The 22,648-nt window shown below is 51.3% G+C and carries 20 protein-coding genes; 8 read left to right on the top strand and 12 right to left on the bottom strand.

The features are described from left to right. Positions 1-13 precede the first annotated feature (13 nt). Genes GEI7105_RS0119905 through mntA form a run of 3 tightly spaced genes read right to left on the bottom strand, consistent with a single transcriptional unit; the run spans position 14 to position 1,938 of the window. Entirely contained in the window at positions 14-1,048 is a 1,035-nt protein-coding gene (locus tag GEI7105_RS0119905; RefSeq protein WP_017662192.1) for a PDDEXK nuclease domain-containing protein, read from the bottom strand. A gap of 12 nt (positions 1,049-1,060) precedes the next feature. Next, positions 1,061-1,501, bottom strand: a complete 441-nt coding sequence (gene hepT, locus GEI7105_RS0119900; protein ID WP_017662191.1) for a type VII toxin-antitoxin system HepT family RNase toxin — start codon at positions 1,499-1,501, stop codon at positions 1,061-1,063. Then, a complete protein-coding gene (gene mntA, locus GEI7105_RS0119895; RefSeq protein ID WP_017662190.1) occupies positions 1,498-1,938 on the bottom strand; it encodes a type VII toxin-antitoxin system MntA family adenylyltransferase antitoxin in 441 nt (146 codons plus the stop codon). Before mntA ends, hepT begins: the two co-directional genes overlap by 4 nt. Positions 1,939-2,009: 71 nt before the next feature. Here mntA and GEI7105_RS35215 point away from each other — a divergent pair, with 71 nt between their 5' ends. Next, positions 2,010-2,414, top strand: coding sequence for a DUF1308 domain-containing protein (locus GEI7105_RS35215; RefSeq protein WP_071592042.1), 405 nt, complete (start codon positions 2,010-2,012; stop codon positions 2,412-2,414). Positions 2,415-2,418: 4 nt separating this feature from the next. Next, positions 2,419-2,712 (top strand): DUF3349 domain-containing protein, encoded by a 294-nt coding sequence (locus GEI7105_RS0119890; protein ID WP_017662189.1) that lies wholly within the window; start codon positions 2,419-2,421, stop codon positions 2,710-2,712. A gap of 15 nt (positions 2,713-2,727) precedes the next feature. On the opposite strand, the gene cas3 is transcribed toward GEI7105_RS0119890, so the two are convergent. The 7 genes from cas3 to GEI7105_RS0119855 all read right to left on the bottom strand — a co-directional run bounded on the left by cas3 (position 2,728) and on the right by GEI7105_RS0119855 (position 14,408). Further along, positions 2,728-4,890, bottom strand: a complete 2,163-nt coding sequence (gene cas3, locus GEI7105_RS0119885) for a type I-D CRISPR-associated helicase Cas3' (protein ID WP_017662188.1) — start codon at positions 4,888-4,890, stop codon at positions 2,728-2,730. A gap of 226 nt (positions 4,891-5,116) precedes the next feature. Continuing rightward, on the bottom strand, positions 5,117-5,926 hold the full coding sequence (locus GEI7105_RS0119880; RefSeq protein WP_017662187.1) for an aminotransferase class IV: 810 nt from the start codon (positions 5,924-5,926) through the stop codon (positions 5,117-5,119). Between the two features lie 227 nt (positions 5,927-6,153). After that, a complete protein-coding gene (locus GEI7105_RS0119875; RefSeq protein WP_017662186.1) occupies positions 6,154-6,987 on the bottom strand; it encodes a photosystem II manganese-stabilizing polypeptide in 834 nt (277 codons plus the stop codon). A 438-nt stretch (positions 6,988-7,425) separates the two neighbouring features. Further along, positions 7,426-7,671, bottom strand: coding sequence for a hypothetical protein (locus GEI7105_RS0119870; protein WP_026097808.1), 246 nt, complete (start codon positions 7,669-7,671; stop codon positions 7,426-7,428). Between the two features lie 28 nt (positions 7,672-7,699). Further along, positions 7,700-9,397: a gamma-glutamyltransferase gene (gene ggt / locus GEI7105_RS0119865; protein ID WP_026097807.1), complete on the bottom strand. Its 1,698-nt coding sequence runs from the start codon at positions 9,395-9,397 to the stop codon at positions 7,700-7,702. A 65-nt stretch (positions 9,398-9,462) separates the two neighbouring features. Further along, a complete protein-coding gene (locus GEI7105_RS31515) occupies positions 9,463-11,601 on the bottom strand; it encodes a GAF domain-containing sensor histidine kinase (RefSeq protein WP_017662183.1) in 2,139 nt (712 codons plus the stop codon). Between the two features lie 80 nt (positions 11,602-11,681). Next, positions 11,682-14,408, bottom strand: coding sequence for a GAF domain-containing protein (locus tag GEI7105_RS0119855; protein ID WP_017662182.1), 2,727 nt, complete (start codon positions 14,406-14,408; stop codon positions 11,682-11,684). A gap of 531 nt (positions 14,409-14,939) precedes the next feature. Between GEI7105_RS0119855 and GEI7105_RS38655 the strand changes: the two genes are divergently transcribed. Beyond that, a complete protein-coding gene (locus GEI7105_RS38655) occupies positions 14,940-15,749 on the top strand; it encodes an SH3 domain-containing protein (RefSeq protein WP_158413234.1) in 810 nt (269 codons plus the stop codon). Between the two features lie 190 nt (positions 15,750-15,939). Beyond that, complete coding sequence (locus tag GEI7105_RS0119840) at positions 15,940-16,956, top strand: aldo/keto reductase (protein WP_017662178.1); 1,017 nt, start codon at positions 15,940-15,942, stop codon at positions 16,954-16,956. 87 nt (positions 16,957-17,043) lie between these two features. Here GEI7105_RS0119840 and GEI7105_RS0119835 read toward each other — a convergent pair whose 3' ends face one another. Then, on the bottom strand, positions 17,044-18,270 hold the full coding sequence (locus GEI7105_RS0119835) for a glycosyltransferase family 4 protein (protein ID WP_017662177.1): 1,227 nt from the start codon (positions 18,268-18,270) through the stop codon (positions 17,044-17,046). Between the two features lie 228 nt (positions 18,271-18,498). Between GEI7105_RS0119835 and GEI7105_RS0119830 the strand changes: the two genes are divergently transcribed. The 4 genes from GEI7105_RS0119830 (at position 18,499) to GEI7105_RS0119820 (ending at position 22,123) form a co-directional block, all read left to right on the top strand. After that, complete coding sequence (locus tag GEI7105_RS0119830) at positions 18,499-18,990, top strand: diheme cytochrome c (RefSeq protein WP_245555437.1); 492 nt, start codon at positions 18,499-18,501, stop codon at positions 18,988-18,990. A 371-nt stretch (positions 18,991-19,361) separates the two neighbouring features. After that, entirely contained in the window at positions 19,362-19,979 is a 618-nt protein-coding gene (locus GEI7105_RS31500) for an aldo/keto reductase (protein WP_051044164.1), read from the top strand. A 358-nt stretch (positions 19,980-20,337) separates the two neighbouring features. Further along, positions 20,338-20,712, top strand: a complete 375-nt coding sequence (locus tag GEI7105_RS31495) for an aldo-keto reductase family protein (protein ID WP_202804413.1) — start codon at positions 20,338-20,340, stop codon at positions 20,710-20,712. Positions 20,713-20,875: 163 nt separating this feature from the next. Further along, entirely contained in the window at positions 20,876-22,123 is a 1,248-nt protein-coding gene (locus tag GEI7105_RS0119820) for an RNA-guided endonuclease InsQ/TnpB family protein (RefSeq protein WP_017662175.1), read from the top strand. A 34-nt stretch (positions 22,124-22,157) separates the two neighbouring features. Here the strand turns inward: GEI7105_RS0119820 and GEI7105_RS31490 are convergent, their stop codons facing one another. Beyond that, a complete protein-coding gene (locus GEI7105_RS31490; RefSeq protein ID WP_144053880.1) occupies positions 22,158-22,343 on the bottom strand; it encodes a hypothetical protein in 186 nt (61 codons plus the stop codon). Positions 22,344-22,648: the final 305 nt, after the last annotated feature.

Genomic DNA, 22,648 nt, shown 5'->3' with positions numbered 1-22,648 from the left:
CACACGTCCTGTTTCACTGAGAATTACTGAATTGAATGTTATCGAGCAGTTTTGCCACTTGTTCGGGTTCTGGAAGTTGCTGTTTGAGTTCCTGGGGAACGCTTGAAACAACTTTATACGTCGCCACACCAATCGGTTTGTTGGAATCTCTCAGGGTATATTCGACAATTGTTTTGTTTTTGGACTTACACAAAATGATGCCAATAGATGGGTTTTCGTCAGGAAGTCTCACCGTATCGTCTAACACCGATAAATAAAACTGCATTTTTCCGACATATTCCGGAAGAAATTTACCGATTTTGAGTTCGACAGCGACCAAACATTTAAGCTGTCGATGATACAAAACCAGATCGATAAAATATTCCTCGTCTCCAACTTCCACGCGATATTGACTTCCTACGAAAGCGAACATCCCTCCCATTTCCTGCAAAAAGGGTTCGACTCGCGTTAGGATTTCGGTTTCGAGTTGGCGTTCGCTGTAATCGTCGCTGAGTTCGAGGAAATCGAAAGTGTACTCGTCTTTGACGGCGAGTTTGGCTTGGTTGCGAACGTCTTCGGATAAGGCGTTGTCAAAGTTAGCTCGATCGAGAAGCGTTTTTTCGTAAGTTTGATTTTCAATTTGGTGAATGAGTACGTTTTTCGTCCAGCCAAATTTACGAGTCATGCGAAGATAAAACTCGCGTTCGAGGTCGTCTTTACACTTTTCTAAAATAACGATGTTGTGCGTCCAGCCAATTTCTCGCACTAATGGTGCGAGTTTTTCATTTGAAGCGTAAGTTTCGTAAAAAAGTCGCATTCTCCAGAGGTTTGCTGCTGAAAATCCGCTAATCCCCGGAAACTCAGACTGTAAATCTTTCGCGAGTTGCTGAACGATCGATTTTCCCCAGGTTTCGCCTTGTTGTCGGGTGACGATGGTTTTGCCAATATCCCAGTACAGTGCGATGAGTTCTTTGTTTACCGCTTTGAGTGCTTGATATTGTGCGTCTCGAATTCTTTGTTTGACTTCACTGAGTAAGTTGGCGTAGTCTTCGGGAGTTGATGAGGTCATGGTTTTATCGAGTTACTCGAATAGATTCGATTGCTGAAGATAAACTAATATTGACTTTTGATATTTTGGGTAATCTTCAAAAATATTAGAAATCGATCGATGAACGGTTATTGGATCGATTTCTTCGTAAAGATGTACGAGAAGATTTCTCAGTTTGATAGATTCCTGTAAATTTCGAGCCAAAGATGGTTCGATAATATTGAGTTCGACTAATCCCAAGACAGACTCGTTACTCGTTTCTGGTAAGGGTCGCCTCAAGCATTTTAAAATATAAAAATTTAAGTCGATTCCAACTTGTACGATTAGCTGGATTAAACGTTCGATAGAGCGTTGATATAAAGTCGAATTCAGATACTCATCTAAAGAGATCGATCGAACCTTTTCCAGTTCGTTTAGATAGTTATCCATGTAATTGAGTTTGTTGAGGACGACAGCTGGATCGATACGGCTCATAATCCCCTCCGTTGTAAGGAATCTTCTAATTTTCGAGTCATGTTTTGACAAAATTCTCGAAGCTGTCCTTCGCTCATTAAGGCTCGATCGCGAAAGGCTGCAAACAGTCCCGGTTCCCGTTCGTAAATAACTTGTCCGTCGCGAGCGATATAGTGCGCGATTAAATCCGAACAGCGATCGAGTTCGACTAAATCGATATTGTCGCTGGAAATCCCAAAGCAGTCGCCGAGAATTCCCGCATCTCGAAACCAACCAAACCCTTCAACGGTTTGTTGGCGAAGTTCTTCGTCGTAAAGTGCGGCGAAATCCCAATCACTTTTGGCGTGGGTGTCTCCCCTGGCTCGTGAACCGAAGAGAACCAGCATTTTGAGATAGGGGATTTCTTGAAGCAGGAGATCGAGATTCGATCGAAGTTGTGTAATGTCAGAAATTCTCATGATTTCAACCTAAATCTATAACTGATGTGGTATAATAGAATTCTATTCTTCTTTCTATTAAAGTGTTTTTTATGATTAATCTCGATACTTGTGCTGCTATTGCTCTAATTGGTGAAGGATCTCCTGTTCGTTATACATTGCGTCAATATATTCAAGAGAAGCCGATGGTTCTGACTCAAACGGCTTTGAGGGAATTTCGAGCAATTCTCGAAACTGTAGGAGGTGAATCAGAAAAACGGCGAGGAGAAAATTTGTTGCAACGAGTTAACATTGTTCCAGATAGACCATCGGCAAGAGCTTTGAGGCTAAAACCCACCCGTCGGATTGGTGAAAACGATATTATTATCTTAGGTACTGGCGATTGTCTCGGAGCGGTCACACTGACCTCTGATTCTAAAGCCGTTAAAGCTGCCTTAGCACAAGGTGTTCGATTTCAAGTTTATCTTCATCCGCCATATCCTCTGACTGGGAGTTAATCTAATGCAACGTTCGATCGCTCCTTACCTCAAAACCACTGACGAACTTCTCCAACGAGCCTTCCCTGATGGAATGGAGTCCGAGACTTACCTAGTAGTTCTCGCCATTCTCGAAGAGGAACTCTCAAACCGCAATCTGGCTGAAGTTATCGCTCACTTTACGGGAAAAGACTACGCAGTTGTCTCGAACGATATCTATCGCGTAAGTTCGATCGACCGTCCCTCAATCACTACCCTCACTAAAGTTAAAGAGCAATTGTTAGCTGTCGGTTACGATCGATGGTTAGAGGAAGACTAAGCGGCGAAAAACCGTTTAGCGTTTTAACTCACTCGCCAACACATCCACCATCAACGCCGCCTGACCGATCGCAATCGAATAAGGTGGCGTTGTGGCGTGAACGCTGGTTTCGTCAGAAATCGGATAAATGGCAAAGTGCATCGGTAAACGGAGACGCTGGCGAACCTCCATCACCGGAAACGGGAGGACGTAACACACCAACCCCTGCGTTTTGAGTTCCTGGTTAACCTGCCAAATCCAGGGATTTTCCGGTTGCCAAATTTGCACCCCCGCCAAAACCTGCACTTTACACGAGTTCGCGATCGCCTCCAACTTGCCAGGATAGGTAAACCGCCAGTTCAACCGTTCCTCGCGATACGCCTTCAACCGCATGAACCCGAGACGATACTTAAACCGTCCTTTGGCGATGGGTTCCCCGAGGCGATCGCTCGTGTCCTTCAACCGACGCAGAAATCCCGCTTCCGTCCACATCTCAATGTCCAAGTTTCCGAGAATTCCCGGTAAATCGTAAGTTTTAAAGCGATCGAGTTCGTAAGGTTCCGTTTCATCATACAGTCCGCATTGCAACGGACTCGAACCGCGAAACCGCCAAGCTTCCTCGGCGACGGGATTGTTCGACTTCCCAGAAGCCGCCTTCCATTGTTCCTTGGCTTGCAAAATTAACGCCATCGCCTGATTCCAGTTCGCCTCAAACGCCGCTTCGCAATCTCGACGAAATCCCTGGCGACTGTCCGTATATTGTTTTTTAATTTTGGGAGCGTTGAGATCGGAATAGAGTTTTATCGATTGAACGGCACCCCATTTTTTGTAATAGCCGCGAAAATCGTTAATTTTGCGATATTCATCCCGAATGGCGGTATTAAATAGCGATCGCTCGAACTGTCCGTCTGCCTCAAAAGCGGCCTTCTCTTTTTCAAATAACCGTTCGACGAGAAATTTCGGAACCAACGCATAGGCGACAAACTCATGGAAACTCACGTTTTCCCCATTTCGTTCGTATCCCTGATGTCGTCCCAATCGTCCCAATCGTTGAATAAAATTCCCCGCGTCTGACGACTCGAACCAGAGCAAATTAATTTTGAAATCAACGCCGATATCGATGGTACTGGTTCCGATAACCAAATCCGCCTCGAGAGATTCGAGTTTAGTTTGTTTTCCTGACAATCCCGTATTTTCGCCAACCGTCAAACCGTGGGGTTCAAAGTATTCGCGAAATCGGGGAACCAGACGTTTGACAGCGGCGATCGAATTGAGGATAATTGCCCCTTTACTTCCCGGTTGGTCGAGAAAATGTTGTAAAATGCGATCGCTATTCTCTTTTAACCACGCTTCCGAAGCTTGACCCGTAGATTCGAGCGCAATAAAATTAAGCTGAATTTCTCTGGCAATTTCTTGCCATCCTTGAGTTTTAAGTATTTCTCGGTCTCGATCGCCACTGGGAAACGCATATTTTTCTTCTTTCTCAGGCTCGATAAGACGATAGCGAAACTTAGCTGCATCGAGTTTTTTGAGAAGCTGCAAATCGGGAGTTGCTGATAAAAACAGAAACTTTTTATGACGGTTCGTATGACGAATCAATAACATCGTATTGATGACGCTGGCAACTTGCGGCGGCGCGAAAACGTGAAACTCATCAAAAATAAAGAGATCGAAATTTTTATCAACTCGATTCCAGAGTGTATCGGGGTTTTCGTAATTGGTTAAATAGACGCCTCGGTGAAGATAGTGAATCAAATCGAGGCTAGAGAGTAAAACTTCAGATTGGTCGCTTCTCCGTGCGATCGCTTCGGCTTTCGATAAGTTTTCTTTTTCTGAAAATAACTCTAATTCTGCACCGCTTAACCGATTAACGCGAGGGTCGTTGGGTGGTTTAAACGTTGCCACATAATTCGTAATTTGTCGTTCCTGATCTCGTGCCAGTTCGTTGGTGGGATACATCCCCAACGCGACTTCACCATCGAATAAAACCGTTGAATACCCCGGAAAACTCTTTCCATCTCCCGTCATCGCCGTATTAATCACAACGTCAATATTTGGGTCTTTTAAAGCCTTATAGGTTTCTGCTTGATGCCACCGCCAAGACCAAGGTTCGGGGAGTTTGGGGAGTTCTACACCGTTGGGAACGACTTCGGCGGGTGCAGAGAAAACCGGTTTGAGAAAAATTTGATAGTCCGTCATGGAAAAGATATATAATTGAAAATTGAAAAACTCATCGAGTTTTTAAGGCGATTCAGTGGTCGTTCAATATCAAATGTGCGATAAGTGGAATTGAGTTTTTATGTTCTTATATCATGCCAATGTTGTTATTGAGATTCTTAGAGTTTTAAACTTGCGCGATCGGTCAAATTACACGGATAGAGTTTCTGAGTTATCCCAATTGAGAGGAGGACGAAGAACAGACTATTCAATAAAGATCGCCTACGAGGAGCGATCGCAATTCCCTAAGACTCGGATGGTTAGGATCGAACGTTAACGACGCTTCCGCGTCCCCCGTTACCACCTTCCAAATCGGAACCACTTCGACGACACTGTTGGTATACGCCATCGCCTCGAACTTCACCACTAACGACTCCGACCAAGGCTGTTGACCGATACTGATATTGTGCCAACTCGCGCGATCGCAAATCTGTTCTCGTGCCAACCCCGGTAAAATCCCTACCTCCAACGGTGGCGTCCACCATTTCCCCTCACACCACCCCCAGAGATTCCCCGTACTGGTTTCGCACCAACGGCTGTAACTATCTGTCAGAATGGCTTCCACCGCACCCTGCTGTTTCGCCTGTTGCAACGCCAACCACGCCGGAAGGTAATTTCCCGTTTTCGCCTCGGGAATCGCACGACGAAACTGCGGTTTCTCCGCCACCCACGCCACAACTCCCTGTTGCTGTCGTTGCAATAAATCCCCAGGGAGCGATCGCCCCGTTATCAACTCCCGTCCGTCCGGAAACAGTGCGATTCTCAACACCGGAAAGTCCGAACACAGCCGTTTTGCACCCTCGTCAATGCAGTTCCAATCTGGCGAATTCCACTCGCACAGTTCGATGGATTCCCGCAACCGCCGTAAATGACCTTCCCAATAGGTTCGCGGATGCTGTAGCGACTGCTGGTAAACCCGCAGCGTTGTAAACACCGTTGCACCGTACAACAGTCCCGGTTCGGTCACGTCTAGTTGCAGTGTCGTCGAATTGTAAAGTCGTCCGTCGTACCAATACATGATTTTTTCAGTCGCCAGTCGCCAGTCGCCAGTGATGAGATGAAGAGAGGGAGAGACACTGTTAACTGAAAACTGTCTTCACTGCTGACTGTTCCCCGTTCCCCGTTCCCCATTCCCCGTTCCCTCTTCACCGTAAAAACGGCCGTCTGGAGGTTATCCCAAACGACCGCATTCAAAGTAAATCCAAAAAATTGGCTGAAAAAAAGAATTGCCTAAAAGCGCAAACCTTACACCGCCGGTTCCACGCGACCGTAGAACAAACCGCGAATTTTGACCTCCACCGGTTCTTTAGCCCCTAAGTCCGTATCCGAAGGTTGGATAGCTTGGAAAATTCCCGCAACTTCTCCAGTTTGGCTGTTGACTTTCGAGACTTGCAATTCGATTTCACCGTCTAATACGGGAGTCCGTTTGACGTTTTCCCGAACGATTTCTTCGTTGTCGGCCGCCGCCGGAAGTGCGACAGCGTTATCGTATCCCGTGGCTTGACCGCGAGCTTTCGGGTCGAGGAAAGTAGCACCGCGATAGGAGGGGACTTTATACTGTCCTTTTAAATCCGTCGACGTGCTGATTCCGTTTTGACCGCCGGGGGTTTGAGCCACCAAGTTCTTGATGGTAAAGAGCATGGGAACTTGTTCGCCACCGGGAAGTTGAACGGTAATCGCTTGGAAGTCGATTCCTTCTTTTTCTTTAAAACTCAAAACCCCGTTGTTATCGAGAATCAAATCCCCCGTCACTTGGTCGAGAGAGGAGGTGTAACGAGTCAGGGGTTTCGCTCCAATAAACTTGGGTTCTTCACGCTTGTTCGTCGGTTCTTCTTTGACGAAGTAGCTAGTCGGCTCCAAGCACAAATCGGTGAGAATGTAAGACTCTCCGCTGTCGAGGGAAAATTCGCCCCGTGCGGTTTCGGGAAGTTGCGGGCAACTGTTGGCGAGTCCGGTATTTCTTATCTGGTCGTAGGTGTAGGTTCGATCGCTCAGGAGGCTGACGGGTTCTTCGCTACAAGCGGTTAGGAACCCAACGCAGAGCGCGACGAGTCCGGCAATTAACGCACGATATCTCATGGTTATTCTTATTCTCTATTAAATCCCAACTGGGGTCGTCAATCTGGCACGAAAGGTTAAGACTGTGTCCCCATCTCTTGAGAGTGGGGCGCTAACCGTCATGAGGATACCGCAGACCCGCGCCATTTGGAAAACTGTTATCCGGATTGACGGGGAGCTGCGAGTTCGATCCGCAACGCTGACGCAAACGGTCGCGGCGAGATGTTCCTAATTCTATCAAAAGCTTGTCGTGGATTTCGTCGATCGCCCGAGAAGAACGGTCTGACAACTCTATCGGGAAAGGTCGTCACCTCAATGGCTTTTGAATGTAATGAATTATTACGAGGTTGCTATTTTTGGTACGAAATATGATAAAGACCTTCTAAGTTGTTATGAAATACAGGTATCTTTACCTATTGCTGGACGACTTAAAGCGATCGCCTTCTCTGTGGTTCTCAACTATTTCCCCAACCTAGACGGTTCGTTAGAGACATTCTGAAACATCTCTTGAAGCGTCCGAGCAAAGCGAAGAATTTCTTGCCAGAGAATATCGGGATCGATACCGAACACCACCTGTAACACCAACACGATCGCCGCGATCGAAATTGCCGTGGTAATCGTCGTCTTCACCACGCGAATTAACCAGGTAAACACCAACCACGACAACAACAACGCAGCCAAAAGTGCAATTAACTGAGTCGGCATCGCCACGTCCTCAACAGTAACTCTAGCCTTACAACCCTAGCGCAGTTCCTTCCCCTCGCGGATCGGCAGCCCCTTCTAAGATCCCGTCTGTCGTCACGACGATGGCGTTGGCATTACCCCAACCGTCCCAAACCGCCAACTCGTGACCGCGATTTTCTAAGGCTTCGGTGGTGGCGGCGTCGAATCCCCAGCGTTCGACGATCGTGCGATCGGGCAACCATTGATGGTGCAGTCGCGGCGCGGCCACGGCTTCCCCGGCGTCCATGTCGTACAACACCACGTTGAGCAATACTTGCAGCACGGTAGTAATAATCGTACTGCCTCCCGGCGCTCCCAGTGCCAGTCGCAACTGACCGTTTTCAGTAACGATCGCCGGAGTCATACTCGACAGGGGCGTTTTTCCCGCTGCGATGGCGTTGGCTTCACCGCCGACTAACCCGTACAGATTTGGCACGCCTGGGGCGATCGCGAAATCGTCCATTTCGTTATTGAGCAGGATTCCCGTTCCCGCCGCCACGACCCCCGCCCCAAAGCCACCGTTGACGGTAAACGTGAGACTGACTGCGTTGCGATCGCCGTCTACCACCGTCAGATGACTGGTATCGCGAGATTCCCGCAACCGTCGTAACGTTTCCTCGTCCGCCGGTTTCACGTCGCTAGAGGGCGTAGCCCGTTCCATGTCGATCGCCTCCCGACGCAGTACCGCGTACTCGGGACTGGTGAGTTCGGCGACGGGAACCTCGACAAAATCCGGATCGCCCAAATACTCAGCGCGATCGGCGTAGGCGACGCGCATAGCTTCGACGAGTAAATGCAACGCGTCCGGGTGATGCCATCCCCAGCTTTCGATCTCGGTATCGCCGAGGATATTGAGGATTTGCAGCAGGTGAACCCCACCCGAAGACGGCGGTGCCATCGCACAAACCCGCACTTGACGAAACGGACCGCACACCGGATCGCGCCAAACGGGACGGTACGCCGCTAAATCCTCCAACGTCACCAGTCCGCCGTGGGCTGCCATATCTGAAGCGATCGCCCTAGCAATCTCTCCGGTATAAAAACTCTCGGGATCGGCGGCGATGCGTTCTAACGTCACCGCGAGATCGCGTTGAACTAACGTATCTCCCACCTCGTAAAACTCGCCGTTTTGCGTAAACGCCGCTTTCGCCGCATCGTTGGAGAGCAACATTTCTCGTCGCCGTTCCACTGCACCCACGAAGCGACGACTGACGGGGAAACCCTCTCGTGCTAGAGCGATCGCCGGTTGCACCACCGTTTCCCAGGGTAAGCTTCCGTGACGCTGGTGAACCTCGTACAATCCTGCCACCGTTCCGGGGACGGCGACGGCTCGATATCCGTCGAGGCTCGATCGCGCGATCGCTTCCCCCGACTCATCGAGATACATGGTTTCCGTCGCCGCCAACGGCGCACGTTCGCGAAAGTCCAAACTCGTAACCTCCTGCGCGTCGGCGTCGTAGTGCAACAAAAACCCGCCACCGCCAATTCCCGCCGAAAAGGGTTCCACGACAGAAATCGCAAAAGTGGTTGCAACGGCTGCATCGACAGCATTTCCACCCCGTTCTAACAGGGCAAGTCCGGCCTCGCTCGCCAGGGGATGCGCCGACACCACCATCGCCGTTTCGCTGCGTTCGGGTTCGGGAAAAGCAGCAGAAGCCGGATGGGGAAGCCAAAGCAGACCGAGCAATAGCAGAGCGCGTTTTATCATGGGTTGCGAAGTGGAAAAACAGCCGTCAACCTTCCAATTATCAACTCTTAACTCTCAACTCTCAACTATTCTTCCCCATCGATCGACTTAATCGGAATCTCGATCGCAAATTCCGTTCCGACACCAAGTTTCGATTTCACACTGAGATCGCCGCCGTGATTTTCCACAACAATTTGATAGCTGACAGACAATCCCAAACCCGTTCCTTTTCCGGGGGATTTCGTCGTGAAAAACGGATCGAAAATTCGCTGTTTTATCTCTTCGGGAATTCCACCACCATTATCGACAATGCGAATTAAAATATTATCTTCGTCGAGTTGTTCGGTTGCCAGAACGATCGTGGGTTTTTTCTTCGGATCTTTTAAGTCTTCGAGGGCGTCGATCGCATTGTTGAGCAAGTTCATAAACACCTGATTCAACTCAGCGGCGTAGCAGGTCACTTTCGGGAGTTGGGTATACTTTTTGACCACTTTAATCTGTCCGTCGTGGCTCGAAGTCAGGCGATGCTTGAGCAGCCACAGCACGCTATCGATTCCCTCGTGAATATCGACCGTTTTCTTTTGAGCTTCGTCGAGTCGGGAAAACGTTCGCAGCGATCGCACGATTTGACGGATGCGATCGGTTCCCGTTTTCATCGAAGAAATCAAATTCGGTAGATCTTCGACGATAAACTCTAAATCGATTTCGTCGATTTTCTCTTCGACAGCCTCGTTCGGCTCGGTCACCTGTTCGCGATACACGCCGATCAAATCGATCAGATCTTGTGCATAATCTCGAACGTAAGTCAAATTTCCGTAAATAAAATTAACAGGATTGTTAATTTCGTGAGCGACTCCCGCCACCAATTGACCCAACCCCGCCATTTTTTCACTGTGAATTAACTGAGTTTGAGTTTTTTGCAAGTCCTGTAACGTTTTGGCGAGGCGACGAGTTTGCATTCGCGTTTGTTCGAGGAGTTCGGCTTGTTGCAACGCGACGCCGAGGTGTTCGCTAATCTGCACCAACAGCTCTACATCTGCCGTTTCCCACTGTCGCGGTGCGGTGTTGTGATAGGCGGCCAACATTCCCCAGAGGGTATTACCTTGATAAATGGGGACGATCGCATACGCGCGACACTGATAGAGTTTGAGAACCTCTAAATAAGACGCTTGAAACCCGGCGCGTTCGAGATCTTCAACCGTAAACACCTGACGGGGATGAAGGGGAACCTCCTTCTGCTCGCTGTCGTTTCGATCTTGCGCGTCCACCAAGACTTTCATTTTCGGACAAGCCATCAAATTTCCTTGAACTTGAGGCACAGTCATCTGTAACTCTAACAAGCTCGTCCAGCCTTCAGAGACGGATTCGGCGACGAACTGTCCGCTCCAATCGGGGTTGAAATAGTATACCGCCACGCGATCGACATCGAGCAGTTGTCGGACTTCGTGAGTGGTCGTCGTAAAAATCGTATCGATATCGAGCGATCGCCGAATTTTCTCGATCGTCACCGTCAGCATTTTTTGACGCTGTGCCGCTTTCGCCAGTTGCTGGGCTTGCTGCTGAGTGCGGTGGAGCAGTTTCGACTGTTTGAGGGCGACGCCGAGATTGATGCTGACTTGTTCGAGGAGTTCGACATCGTCAGGATGCCAAGGGCGATCGGCTTCAGCATGACTGGCTGCCAGCAAGCCCCACAAAAACTCTCCTTCTAAAATCGGCACGATCGCCGACACGGGCGAACCATGTTCCTCGAGGATTTGCGCTGGAGATTTTCCGGATTGGGTGAGGGGTAAGCTGTTGGATTCAAAGTGAATCCCTGGGGACGTTACCACCGCCGTCTCGACAGTCTCGGCGTATTTCGACAACAGGGGAACGCTGCCGGGTGCGATAGACTCGGCGACGAACTGACCGCTAAAGTCCTCGTAAAACCGATAGATCGCAATGCGATCGGCATCGAGGAGCTGACGCAGTTCGGAGGTGGTGGTATGAAAAATATCGTGGAGGTCGAGGGATTCGCGAATGCGAGCGATCGTGGACGCGAGCGCTTGTTGACGTTGAATTTGACGCTGCGCCCGAGCGAGTGCCGCCTCTGAAGATAGATTTTGTGGGGATAGTAACTCTCGCGAGATTGGCATCCCCATCTCTCTTAAAATCCCTTTGAGGCGATCGAAGGCTGCCTCGTCTCGACAGCACGATCGCAATTGTTCCCATCGATCGAGATCTAACATCACAACTCGGGGGGATGGCTTACCGCGCCGCCGAGATCTGGCCGATCGATCGCGATCGATCGACGACTGCGGAGACTAGATTATATCTTAGCCGCTGACGCGGGACTGTCGCTGTGAGTTTCTCGCTCGCTAGAGTGCTGACAGATGGGAATTTCGAGACGAAATTCCGTCCCGAGACCCAGTTGCGAGTTGCACTCAAAACGACCGTGATGTTTGTCTACCACGATTTGATAGCCGATCGACAGTCCCAGCCCCGTACCGATTCCGACGGGTTTCGTCGTAAAGAAGGGATCGAAAATGCGCGATCGCACCGTTTCGGGAATACCACAGCCGTTATCGCGAATCGTCACGCGTACCCAATTTTGTGAGATCGCTTCGGTGCGAATCTCGATCGTGCGCTTGCCCTTGCTCTCGTCGAATCCCTCAAAGGCTTCGATCGCGTTGCTCAGCAAATTCATAAACACCTGATTGAGCTGTCCGGCGTAACATTCGACCGCTGGCAGTTCGCCGTAATGCTTGACGATCTCGATTTCCGGGCGGTTGGCTTTCGCTTTCAAGCGGTGGTGCAAAATCGTCAGCGTCCCCTCGATACCGTCGTGAATATCGACCGGCTTGAGATCGGATTGGTCGAGACGGGAGAAGTTCCGCAGCGACAACACGATTTGGCGGATGCGCTCTGCCCCGATTTTCATCGATCCCAGCATACGGGGTAAGTCTTCGATGAGAAACTCGAGATCGACCTCTTCAGCGCGATCGAGAATTTCCGGTACGGGTTGAGGATAGTACTGTTGATAAAGCTGCAACAGTTCGATCAGCTCTTCGGTATACTCCGTCGTATGAACCAAGTTCCCGTAAATGAAGTTGACGGGATTGTTGATTTCGTGAGCGACCCCCGCTACGAGCTGTCCCAAACTCGACATTTTTTCGCTTTGAATCAGTTGCGTTTGCGTCTGTTTGAGTTCTTCGAGCGCCCGTTCGAGCTGTCGAGCTTTCGCGTTGGCGGTTTCAGTGGCTTGGCGGCTTTGCGCGAACAGTTCCGCTTGCGAGATAGCAATGGCGGCTTGTTTGGCCAGTTGCTCGACGACTTCGACTTCGCGGAGTCTCCACTGACGGGAGCCTTGACACTCGTGAGCGACGAGCAGTCCCCACAAGACCTCATCGCGACGCACGGGAACGATGAGACTCGCCCGGACTTGTAGAGAGTCGAGAAACCTTCGGTGACAGGGAGTCAGATCGATCGCTTCGAGGTCGGCGATCGCTTTAGCGCCCCCGAGTCGGTACTGCTGGCGCACCCGTTCGGGAAAGCAACCCGGTGGGGTTTGTTGTCCCAAAATGGATTTCCACGAACCGCGCACGTCTTCGACGGTAATTTCTCCGCGTTCGGCATCGAGGAGCTGGTAAATGACGACGCGATCGGTATCGAGGAGGGCGCGGACTTCGCGGACGATGGTTTGTAAAATTTGTTCGGAGTCGAGACTGCCGCGAATTTGGTCGGCAATTTGAGCCAGCGCTTCGGTCAGTTCGAGGGATTGTTGGAGTTGGGCGGTGCGCTCGGCCACCTGTCGTTCTAACGTGGCGTTGAGAGTTTGCGCTTCCCGGTACAGTAAATACTGTTGGATGGCAGAGGCAAACCGTTCGCCGAGTTCCCGAGCCAGGAGTCGATCGTCCTCCGTCCAGGGTTGAGACTGACCCCGTTTGAGCTGTCTCCACGCCTCAAACGACTGACGGGGGCGTTGCTGTAGTTCGGTGGGGTCGAACTGTCCGGCCCACCAGATTTCGGTATCGGTTTCCGGGCGAAAAAGACTCAGGTAGCCTAAAAACTGTTGTCGGTAGTGGAGGGGCAACACCAGCACCCCGCGAACCCCCACATCGAGAAAGGCTTCGGCGACAGACGCCAGTTCGGGAACGGCGGTGAGGTTTTGCGTCTCGAACAGCGGGTTAGAAGACTGTCCGTTGTCTTGAGAGCGGTCTCGAACCCAAGACTCTCCCCAGTCGCGATATACGTTTTCTAAGGTCGGAGTTTCGCCGAAGTCCGGGCAGACGCCACAGTACACATGGAGGGGGGAGTCGTTGGCAACGTAGAGTTTTCCACCGACACCGTCGAAGGCTTCGACCGTGGCTTCGAGCGCGGCTTCAAGTTCGATGGTGGGTCGAGCGTGTAGGAGAGTGGAGATCCGGTCGATCGTGGCTTGGCGTTGGGTTTGGCGGCGCGTTTCGGCTAGCAGTTCCGCTTGAGCTAAGGCGATCGACAGGCGATCGACCACGGCTTGAACCAGTTGTAACTTAGGGCGATCGTAGTGACGGGGTTCGATGTGGTGGGCGACGAGCAATCCCCACAGGCGATCGCCTTGGAGAATAGGAACGCCGAGGGAGGACGCCACCCCCATCGAGGTGAGATACTCGGCGTGACAGCCATCGAGGGTTCGGTGTTCGTCTGGCAGATCGGAGGCTTCAGTTTGACTCAACCCGATCGAACGTTGGCCGACATTAATCACAGTCCGTACTCGCTCCTTGACGAACCGTTCTCGAGCTGACCGTGGGATGTCGTCGGCGGGAAAGGACAGCCCGAGAAGAGAGGGAAGTCGCCCTTCAACTACAGATTCGGCCACGACTTCGCCACTGTCGTCGGCGTTGAATCGATAGATTTTGACCCGATCGACCTCGAGGAACGCTCGCGTTTCGACTGCTGCCGCATCGAGAATTTCTTGCAGCTCCAACGACTGGCGAATTCGGTTGGTCATTCGGTGCAACAAAACCTCACGATCGAGGCGTTGTTTTAAATCTTGGGTTTGCTCCTCTACGTTCATTGAAAAGTCTCCTACTCGCTCCTCAGATCGCTGTTGGGGTTCGATGGGTTTTCGCGCGAAAAAAAGCGATCGTGTTTGCCAGTCTCGCGTTACTAAAAAAGTTTAGGTATTCCTTCATTATAAAGAAAATCGAAAGATTCGAGAAAAGATCGAACAGACCTCAGTATTCTATCGGGGGTAAGCGATGATAACTTCAAAGGGCTGGCCACTAACCTCTTCACTCTTCAGACTTTTTTATTTTTTATTACAAATTGTAAAGGTGGGGATCGACGGCCGATCGGTGACTCGAGGGTCGATTTCTGCTAAGCGGAGCGATGAATTTCACAGACGAATTCTCAGATCCGCCGTCTTTTTCCGATCGGTTTGTCTCCCACCTCCACCGGTTGAAAGATTGGCGATCCCCAAACACAGGCAGTCATTGCTTCTCAGGGAAAAATCCTCGCAGACGTATAATCGAGTCGGAGTCGTCCCTCACCACCAAATTTTCTCATTTCGGCTCCCTGATTTTATCCTTGGACTCCCCAAATCCCGATGAAGTTTCCGCGTTTTACTTCTCCTGCGATCGCCCTGATTTTCCTCTTCACACTCAGCAGTTGCACGACCTCCTCCGATCCGTCTGCAACCGTCACGCCGTCTCCGACAACCCTACCGACCGCGACGCCCGACCCCACGCCGACCGCGACGCCCGAACCCACGCCAACCGCGACGCCCGAACCCACGCCGACCGCAACGCCCGAACCGCTTTCCCAAGCCCCCGCATCCGCACCGACCCCACCTCCCGAGCCGACTCCCGCCCCTACACCGCAACCCGCCGCTGTCCGTCTCGTCAGTTGCACCACGACTATGGCGAGAGTGAGCGATCCCGGCGCTCCTCTCAACGTGCGATCGGCCCCAGAAGTCGCCGAGGGAAATATTGTCGGAACTCTCGATAACGGAACCTTCGTATCTGTCGAAAGCGACGAGGGGTCTTGGTGGAAAATTTCCGATCCCGTTGCTGGATGGATTTACAAAGACCTGACCGAGAGCGGTTGCAACCAAAAAGTCGCCAGAGTTCAGTTTCCCGTCAACGCCACCGCCATTACCTTGGGCGATCGCTTTATCGGAACTGGAACTCACCAATACTATCTCGAGGCGGCGGCCGGACAAACCACGACCCTAACCGCCCTCGAAGGACCGCTTCCGTTTTTCTACTCTCCCAACGGAACAGAACTCACCGACGCGGCGGGAATGAGGGGAGAATCGACTTGGAGGGGACGGCTTCCCGAAAGCGGCGATTACACCCTCGAATTTCCCTCCAATTACAAAGGCTATGAATACGAGGTTAAGGTTGAAATTCAGTGATGAGGAGAAGGGGAGGGGGAGAAGGGGAGAGGGGGAGAGGGGGAGAGGGGGAGAGGGGGAGAAACTGTTACCTGTTAACTGTCTTCACTGGTGACTGGTGACTGGTGACTGGTGACTGGTGACTGGTGACTGGTGACTGGTGACTGGTGACTGGTGACTGTACAAAACGTTATCAATTATCGATTTTCTCATGTCTTTACCTGAAAATAGCCGCGTGCAGTTGACCTCTGACATGACGATCTGTCGCGTTCTCAACGGAATGTGGCAGGTGTCTGGCGCTCACGGACGCATCGATCCCGAACGTGCTATCGATGCCATGTTCGATTACGTCGATGCTGGCTTTACCACGTGGGATCTGGCGGATCACTACGGCCCGGCCGAAGACTTCATCGGTGAATTTCGGCGACGACTGGCAAACCAACGCGGTGAAGCGGCGTTAGAAACCATACGAGCCTTTACCAAATGGGTACCGCGCCCCGGACGCATGACGCGAGCGATCGTCGAAAAAAATATCGATCGCGCCCGCGATCGCACGAACGCCGAAACTTTAGATTTGTTGCAGTTTCATTGGTGGGACTATCGCAACCCGAACTATCTCGACGCGTTGGCGCACATGAGCGACTTACAACAAGAGGGAAAAATTCGACATTTAGCGTTAACGAATTTCGATACCGAACACCTTCAAATTATTCTCGAGAACGGCATAGAAGTGGTCTCGAACCAAGTCCAGTTTTCCCTTCTCGATCGCCGTCCTTTAGTGAAAATGGTACCGTTTTGTCAAGAACGGGGCGTTCGACTGCTCGCTTACGGAACGCTCTGCGGCGGATTCCTGTCCGAAAAATGGATCGGAAATCCCGATCCCGGTTCCTTCGGCTTAGAAACCGTCTCGCTTCGCAAGTACAAACAAATTATCGATGCTTGGGGCGGGTGGAACTTGTTTCAAGACTTACTGTCAACCCTCAAGGCGATCGCCGACAAACACCGCGTCAGCTTGGCTAATGTCGCCGTGCGCTACGTTCTCGAACAACCTGCGGTAGCCGGAGCGATCGTCGGGGCGCGATTGGGGTTGAGCGAACACATTGCCGATAACGCGCGAGTGTTCGACTTCAGCTTAGACGACGAAGACCGCCAGCGTTTAGAACCGATTTGGGAGCGATCGCGGGATCTTTTCCCCATTATCGGCGACTGCGGCGACGAATATCGTTAGCGTTACGGGCGTTTGACGAATTCGCAAGACTGACAACAGAAGCCGATCGCTCTAACTCACGAGCGATCGGCTGCTGCCCCCTTCATTCTAAGACACGAGTTCGGCGAACAATACCTCGTAACGCTTCAACGCTTCCTCGAACGAATAGTTGTCGATCGCAAACTGTCGCGACTGCTGGCCTAACGCCGTCGTGCGATCGGGATTGTCGTAGAGTTCCCGAATCGCCTGGGCTAGCGCATAGGGGTCTTCTGGCGGAACGACGAGGCCGCCACCGCTGTTTCGCACCGCTTTCGCCGCCGTACCGTCCTCGGGAACCGACGCCACGATCGGCAGTCCGCTGGCCAGTAACACCTGAATCTTCGAGGGCATATTAATGGCGATGACGCTGCTTTTCTGCATCACCATACCGACGTTCGCCGCCGACAACATCTCGGGAAGTCGTTCGCGGGGCTGAAACGGCAACAGTTTGACATTCGTTGCTTCCCACCGTTCGCGCAGTCGTTGCAGCACTTCTAACGCTCGTCCTTCACCGACGATGACCACTGCAATGTCAGGAACGTCGACCAAAAACGAGGCCGCCTGCACTAACGTTTCTAACCCTTGAGTCAGAGCGATGTTGCCAGAGTACAGAACGACGAACTTTCCATTTAAGTCGTATTCGTCGCGGAACCCGTTCGGTTCTTTCGGCAGAGGATGGATAAAATTCGTATCGACCCAGTTGGGAATCAGGGCAATTTTTTGCGGATCGACCCCTTTCTTGAGGAGGTTGTCCACAAAGCCATCCGCGATCGCGCTAATGCGATCGGCATTGCGGTAAGCAAACCGTTCGAGGGACTCAAAGATCCGCACGAGAAACTTATTGCGTAACAAACCCGTGACGATCGCCGCTTCAGGCAAAACGTCTTGCAGGTTCAACACCACGGGACAGCGGTAAATCCATTTGACCACAGTTGCCGGAACGCAGGCCGGTAGAGGGGGACTCGTGAGCAAAATCGCATCGGGACGCCATCCGTTGAGGGCCTGCACGAAACTCGTCGAGACGAAACTGCTTTCGAGAAGCACCCGATCCATAAAACCGGGTTTGGGGCGAACCCAAACGTAACACCGTTGAATTTTAACGCCATTGAGTTCTTCAGTGACGTAGAGCTTTCCCCGATAGCCCTCGTAAATCCGGCGTTGGGGATAGTTCGGCATCCCCGTAACCACCCGGACTTGATGTCCGCGTCGGACGAGACCCTCGGCTAACTCGGTCATTAACGGAGCGATGCCAATCGGTTCTGGATGATAGTTATACGAATAGATTAAGATTTTCATCGTCTGCGTGTTGTGGGCCCTGGGCGATCTCGGAGAGTTGTTCTGAGACTCTCGTGAAACACTTTCTTTTACTCAGGTCAGATGCTTCAGTCCGCGAAACTCAGAAATCTTTAGGAGTTTGAGGATAACGCTAGAATATCGATGAAATCTCGTTTTTCGCTCGATTGCGTCCTTGTTAGTATGCCGAATCCCGCTAAAGCATCTCTAGGTCGAAAAACACCCTCGATCTTGATTTTAGGTCTATTACTGCTCTTATGGAGCGTCGGTTGGGGGTGGGGAGTCTCTCAAATCGCTCGTTCCCAAGTCGATCGCGGCGTTCTCGATCGCCCTCATATCGGAACCGTCGATCCGATTCCAGAACGTTTTAGAGCCGGACAACAGCTTTATTTGGAACATTGCGCCACCTGTCACGTCGGGATTCCTCCTGCCGTACTTCCGACGGAAACTTGGCGAGAATTGTTGCTCGATGAAGAACATTACGGAACCCGCGTCGAGGTTCTCCCCAGTCCGCAAATTTATATCGTGTGGGATTACCTACAAACCTTTTCCCGGCCCAAACGCAGCGCCGAGGAAACGATTCCCTATCGATTAGAATATTCGACGTATTTTCAGGCGTTGCATCCAGAAGTCGAAGTTCCTCGCCCCATAGACATCAAGCAATGCGGCACGTGCCACCCCAACGCCGTCGAGTTCGATTTTCGCAGCCTGGTCAGGAGATGAGGAAGCTTTTTACAGTGAACAGTGAGCAGTGTTTCAGTCGCCAGTCGCCAGTCGCCAGTGAGGAGGCGAGGAAAAAACGTATCAACTGTCCACTGTCCCCACTTTTCACTCTTCACTCTTCCCTCTTCCCTGAAAAAAACCCCCCATCTGAGGGAGATGGGGGAAGCTGGAACCTAGGATGGAGCCGAGTACAGCCAATGAGGGGAATGCGGCATGAAATATCCCCTCATTGAATACGTCGTCTTCTTCTGAGTGCCATCGTAGTGCTTGAAAGTAACGATACTGTGACGCGGATGTGACAGTTGCGTGACATCGTTCTTGTCAGTTGAGTGGTTTTGCGTACCATGAAATTGTAGAGTCGTCCAGCCACTATGACCCGCGATCGCACGACACGACATCCCACGCGACGTAAGTTTATCGCTACCACTGCTGCCGTTGCGGGAGGAGCGATCGGCATTAAAGCCGTACAACAACGCAATCTGATTTTATCGTCAGAAACCTCGTCAGAAACCTCGTCAAACGTCATTTCAAATGCGGTCACGACGATGCCAGAACGGGTTCTCGGCCGAACTGAGGAGTCCGTCCCGATTTTCGGGTTGGGAGGTGCCGGACAAACGCCACTCTCGAAACCGGGGCGAGAAGGCGAGGCGTTGGAGTTAGTTGAAACCGCGTTAAATTTGGGAATTCGCTACTTCGATACGGCAGCCAGTTACGGACCGAGCGAGGATTATCTCGGTAAAATTTTGCCGGAGTATCGCGATCGCGTGTTTTTGGCCAGTAAAACCGCCAGGCGCGATCGCGACGGGGCTTGGCGAGAATTAGAGCGATCGCTTCAACGCTTGAAGACCGATCGCCTGGATTTATGGCAGTTACACCACGTTTCCCTACCCGAAGAGATCGATCGCCTGTTTGGGGGAACGGGGGCGATACGAGCGTTAGAGGAAGCCAAAGAGCAAGGATTAATCCGTTATCGAAAAATCTGGGTCTAAAACCCCGTCCTTCTAGGGCGGCTTTACAGTACAATGGACGTGAATGGTTAAACTGGCTAACGAAACCCAAGTTAGTAAGTTTGCCTAAAACTCCAATTGAATTGGAATTTTGGCGGTGGGACACACCGTTACAGCCTGTGAAGCGAGTGTAAGACGCAGTCTTCGCAGCTCTCGGAGCTTGCATCCGAGAGAACGAAGACTTGAAGGATCTCGATCCGGAGAGCAACTGCGAAAAACTCGAGAGAGAAGGAAGCAGGAACCCAAATCGCGAGGTTTGGGAATCACCGTCCTTCCAGGGCGGTGAGGATGTCAAACCGGCATCACCGGACACCACGATCCCAACGTCATCGCTGAAGGATTGCGCCGTTACCCCTTCGATACGACACTAATTCCCGTCAACGCCGCCGACAAACATCACCCGCAACCGTTTCTCCCGGTGGTGATGCCTGTGGCGATCGAGCAGAACGTGGGCGTTATCGCCATGAAAGTTCCTGCTTACGGGAAGTTGTTCGCGTCGGGACGTCTCGACGGAATGCGAGAAGCCTTGGGATACAGCCTGTCGGTTCCCGGCGTCCGCTGTTGTGTCATCGCGGCAGAGAATCCCCAACAACTGACGGAAAACGTGGCCGTGGCGCGTCAGTTCGTCCCCCTCGAAGATGCGGCGATGGCGGACATCGAACGTCGTCTCGCCTCAGCCTGGGAAGACGTGACGTTTTATCGAGCGTGGACGTGATGGAGCGTCGGATGTCAAGTTTAGGCGATAGGCGATCGCGACTTTTTCAAGAGTCAAGTTATCAAAAATTTTGGGTCTAAAACCCCGCCCCTTCGACTTAGCTCAGGGCAAGCCTTCTAGGGCGGCTTTACAGTACACTGGACTGAGTGGCTAAACCGTCTAAATGACACTTCGAGCGTTCCGATACCGCTTCTATCCCACTCACGAACAAGAGTCCCTCTTGCGGCGGACGGTGGGGTGCGTGCGACTCGTCTACAACAAAGCCTTGGAAGCAAGATCCCAAGCCTGGAAAGAGCGACAGGAGAAGGTGGGGTATCGGGAAACCTCGAAGATGTTAACGCAATGGAAGAAGGAAGAGGAATTGCAGTTTCTTGGGGAAGTCTCTGCTGTCCCCCTCCAACAGGGATTGCGTCATCTCGATCGGGGATATTCCAACTTTTTCGCCGGACGTGCCAAGTATCCTCGTTTTAAAAAGAAACGGAACGGAGGAAGCGCCGAATTTACTAAAGCGGCGTTTCGTTGGCGAAACGGTTCTCTGTATTTGGCGAAAAGCCAAGAACCCCTCAATATCCGATGGAGTCGTCAACTTCCCAAAGGAGCAGAACCCTCTACCGTTACGGTGCGACTCGAACCTTCGGGGCGCTGGCACGTCTCCATCTTGGCGGACGACGATACCGTTAAACCGCTTCCCCAGTCCGAAAAAAGTGTCGGTGTCGATGTGGGAATCGCCCATCTCGCCATCACCAGCGATGGAGAAAAGGTGGAAAATCCCCGCCATCTGACGAAGCACTACAAACGCCTGAGACGCGCTCAGAAATCCCTGTCTCGAAAGATAAAGGGTTCTCGTAACCGAGAGAAAGCCCGTCGTCAAGTTGCCAAAATTCACGAACAAATTAAAGATTCTCGGAGCGACTACCTGCACAAACTGACGACCCGACTCGTTCGTGAAAACCAAACGATCGCGGTCGAGGATTTGTCGGTCAAAAATCTGCTGAGAAATCACAAACTTGCCAAACATATCTCCGATTGTGCCTGGGGAGAGTTCGTCAACCAACTGGACTATAAGTGTCAGTGGTACGGGCGTACTCTCGTCAAGGTAGACAAATGGTTTCCGAGTAGCAAATTGTGTGCGAGTTGCGGACACCAAATGGATTCGATGCCGCTGAGTGTCAGGGAGTGGACTTGCCCCAAATGTGGAACGGTTCACGACAGAGACATCAACGCGGCAAAAAACCTTTTGGCTGAGCTTCGCGACCCCTGTAAGGCGGTGGGACACACCGTTTCAGCCTGTGGAGCGAGTGTAAGACTTGAAGGATCTCGATCTGGAGAGCAACTGCAAAAAACTCGGAAGAGAAAGAAGCAGGAACCCAAATCGCGAGGTTTGGGAATCACCGTCCTTCCAGTGCGGTGAGGATGTCAACAAAACTGATTGTCAGCCAATAAATTCACGCGATGGATGTTTTGTTGGGCTTTCGCTGCAAATACAAATCTGAAGAAGTTGCGACAACCTCCGAAAAGCGATCGTAGGCTTTTTGCAACGCCTCCCAATCGATTAGGGCAAAGTAGGCCAAAATACAAACTCCTGCAACGCCTGGAACGATCGCCAGTAAAATGGGAATAATATAACGCATTTCAATCATGTCTTACTCAATCTCGACTTTTTGATAATCCTAAAATTATTCAGTGTCAAGTTCGATCGCCTTAGCTAGGGCTTGCTGAAAAGAAGTGAAAAGCTTACGACGTAAGGCTTAGAGGAGTCTTGACGTGGCTTCGAGAACCCGAAAAAGAGGTAAAATTGGAAATTCCCGTGCATCCGGCAAGAAAAAATGTATCGAAAATCACAAAATCCTGACGCGCCCGAAGAAGCCTTTGAACTTCCTTTTGAAGGCAAGTTGTGTGAAGAAAATCGTTGGGTAACTGGGACTGCCAAGGCACA

Source organism: Baaleninema simplex PCC 7105, assembly GCF_000332355.1.
Lineage (GTDB): Bacteria > Cyanobacteriota > Cyanobacteriia > Cyanobacteriales > Geitlerinemataceae > Baaleninema > Baaleninema simplex.
Note: the sequence above shows the minus strand (reverse complement) of the source record. Positions and strands in the feature narration are given on the sequence as shown.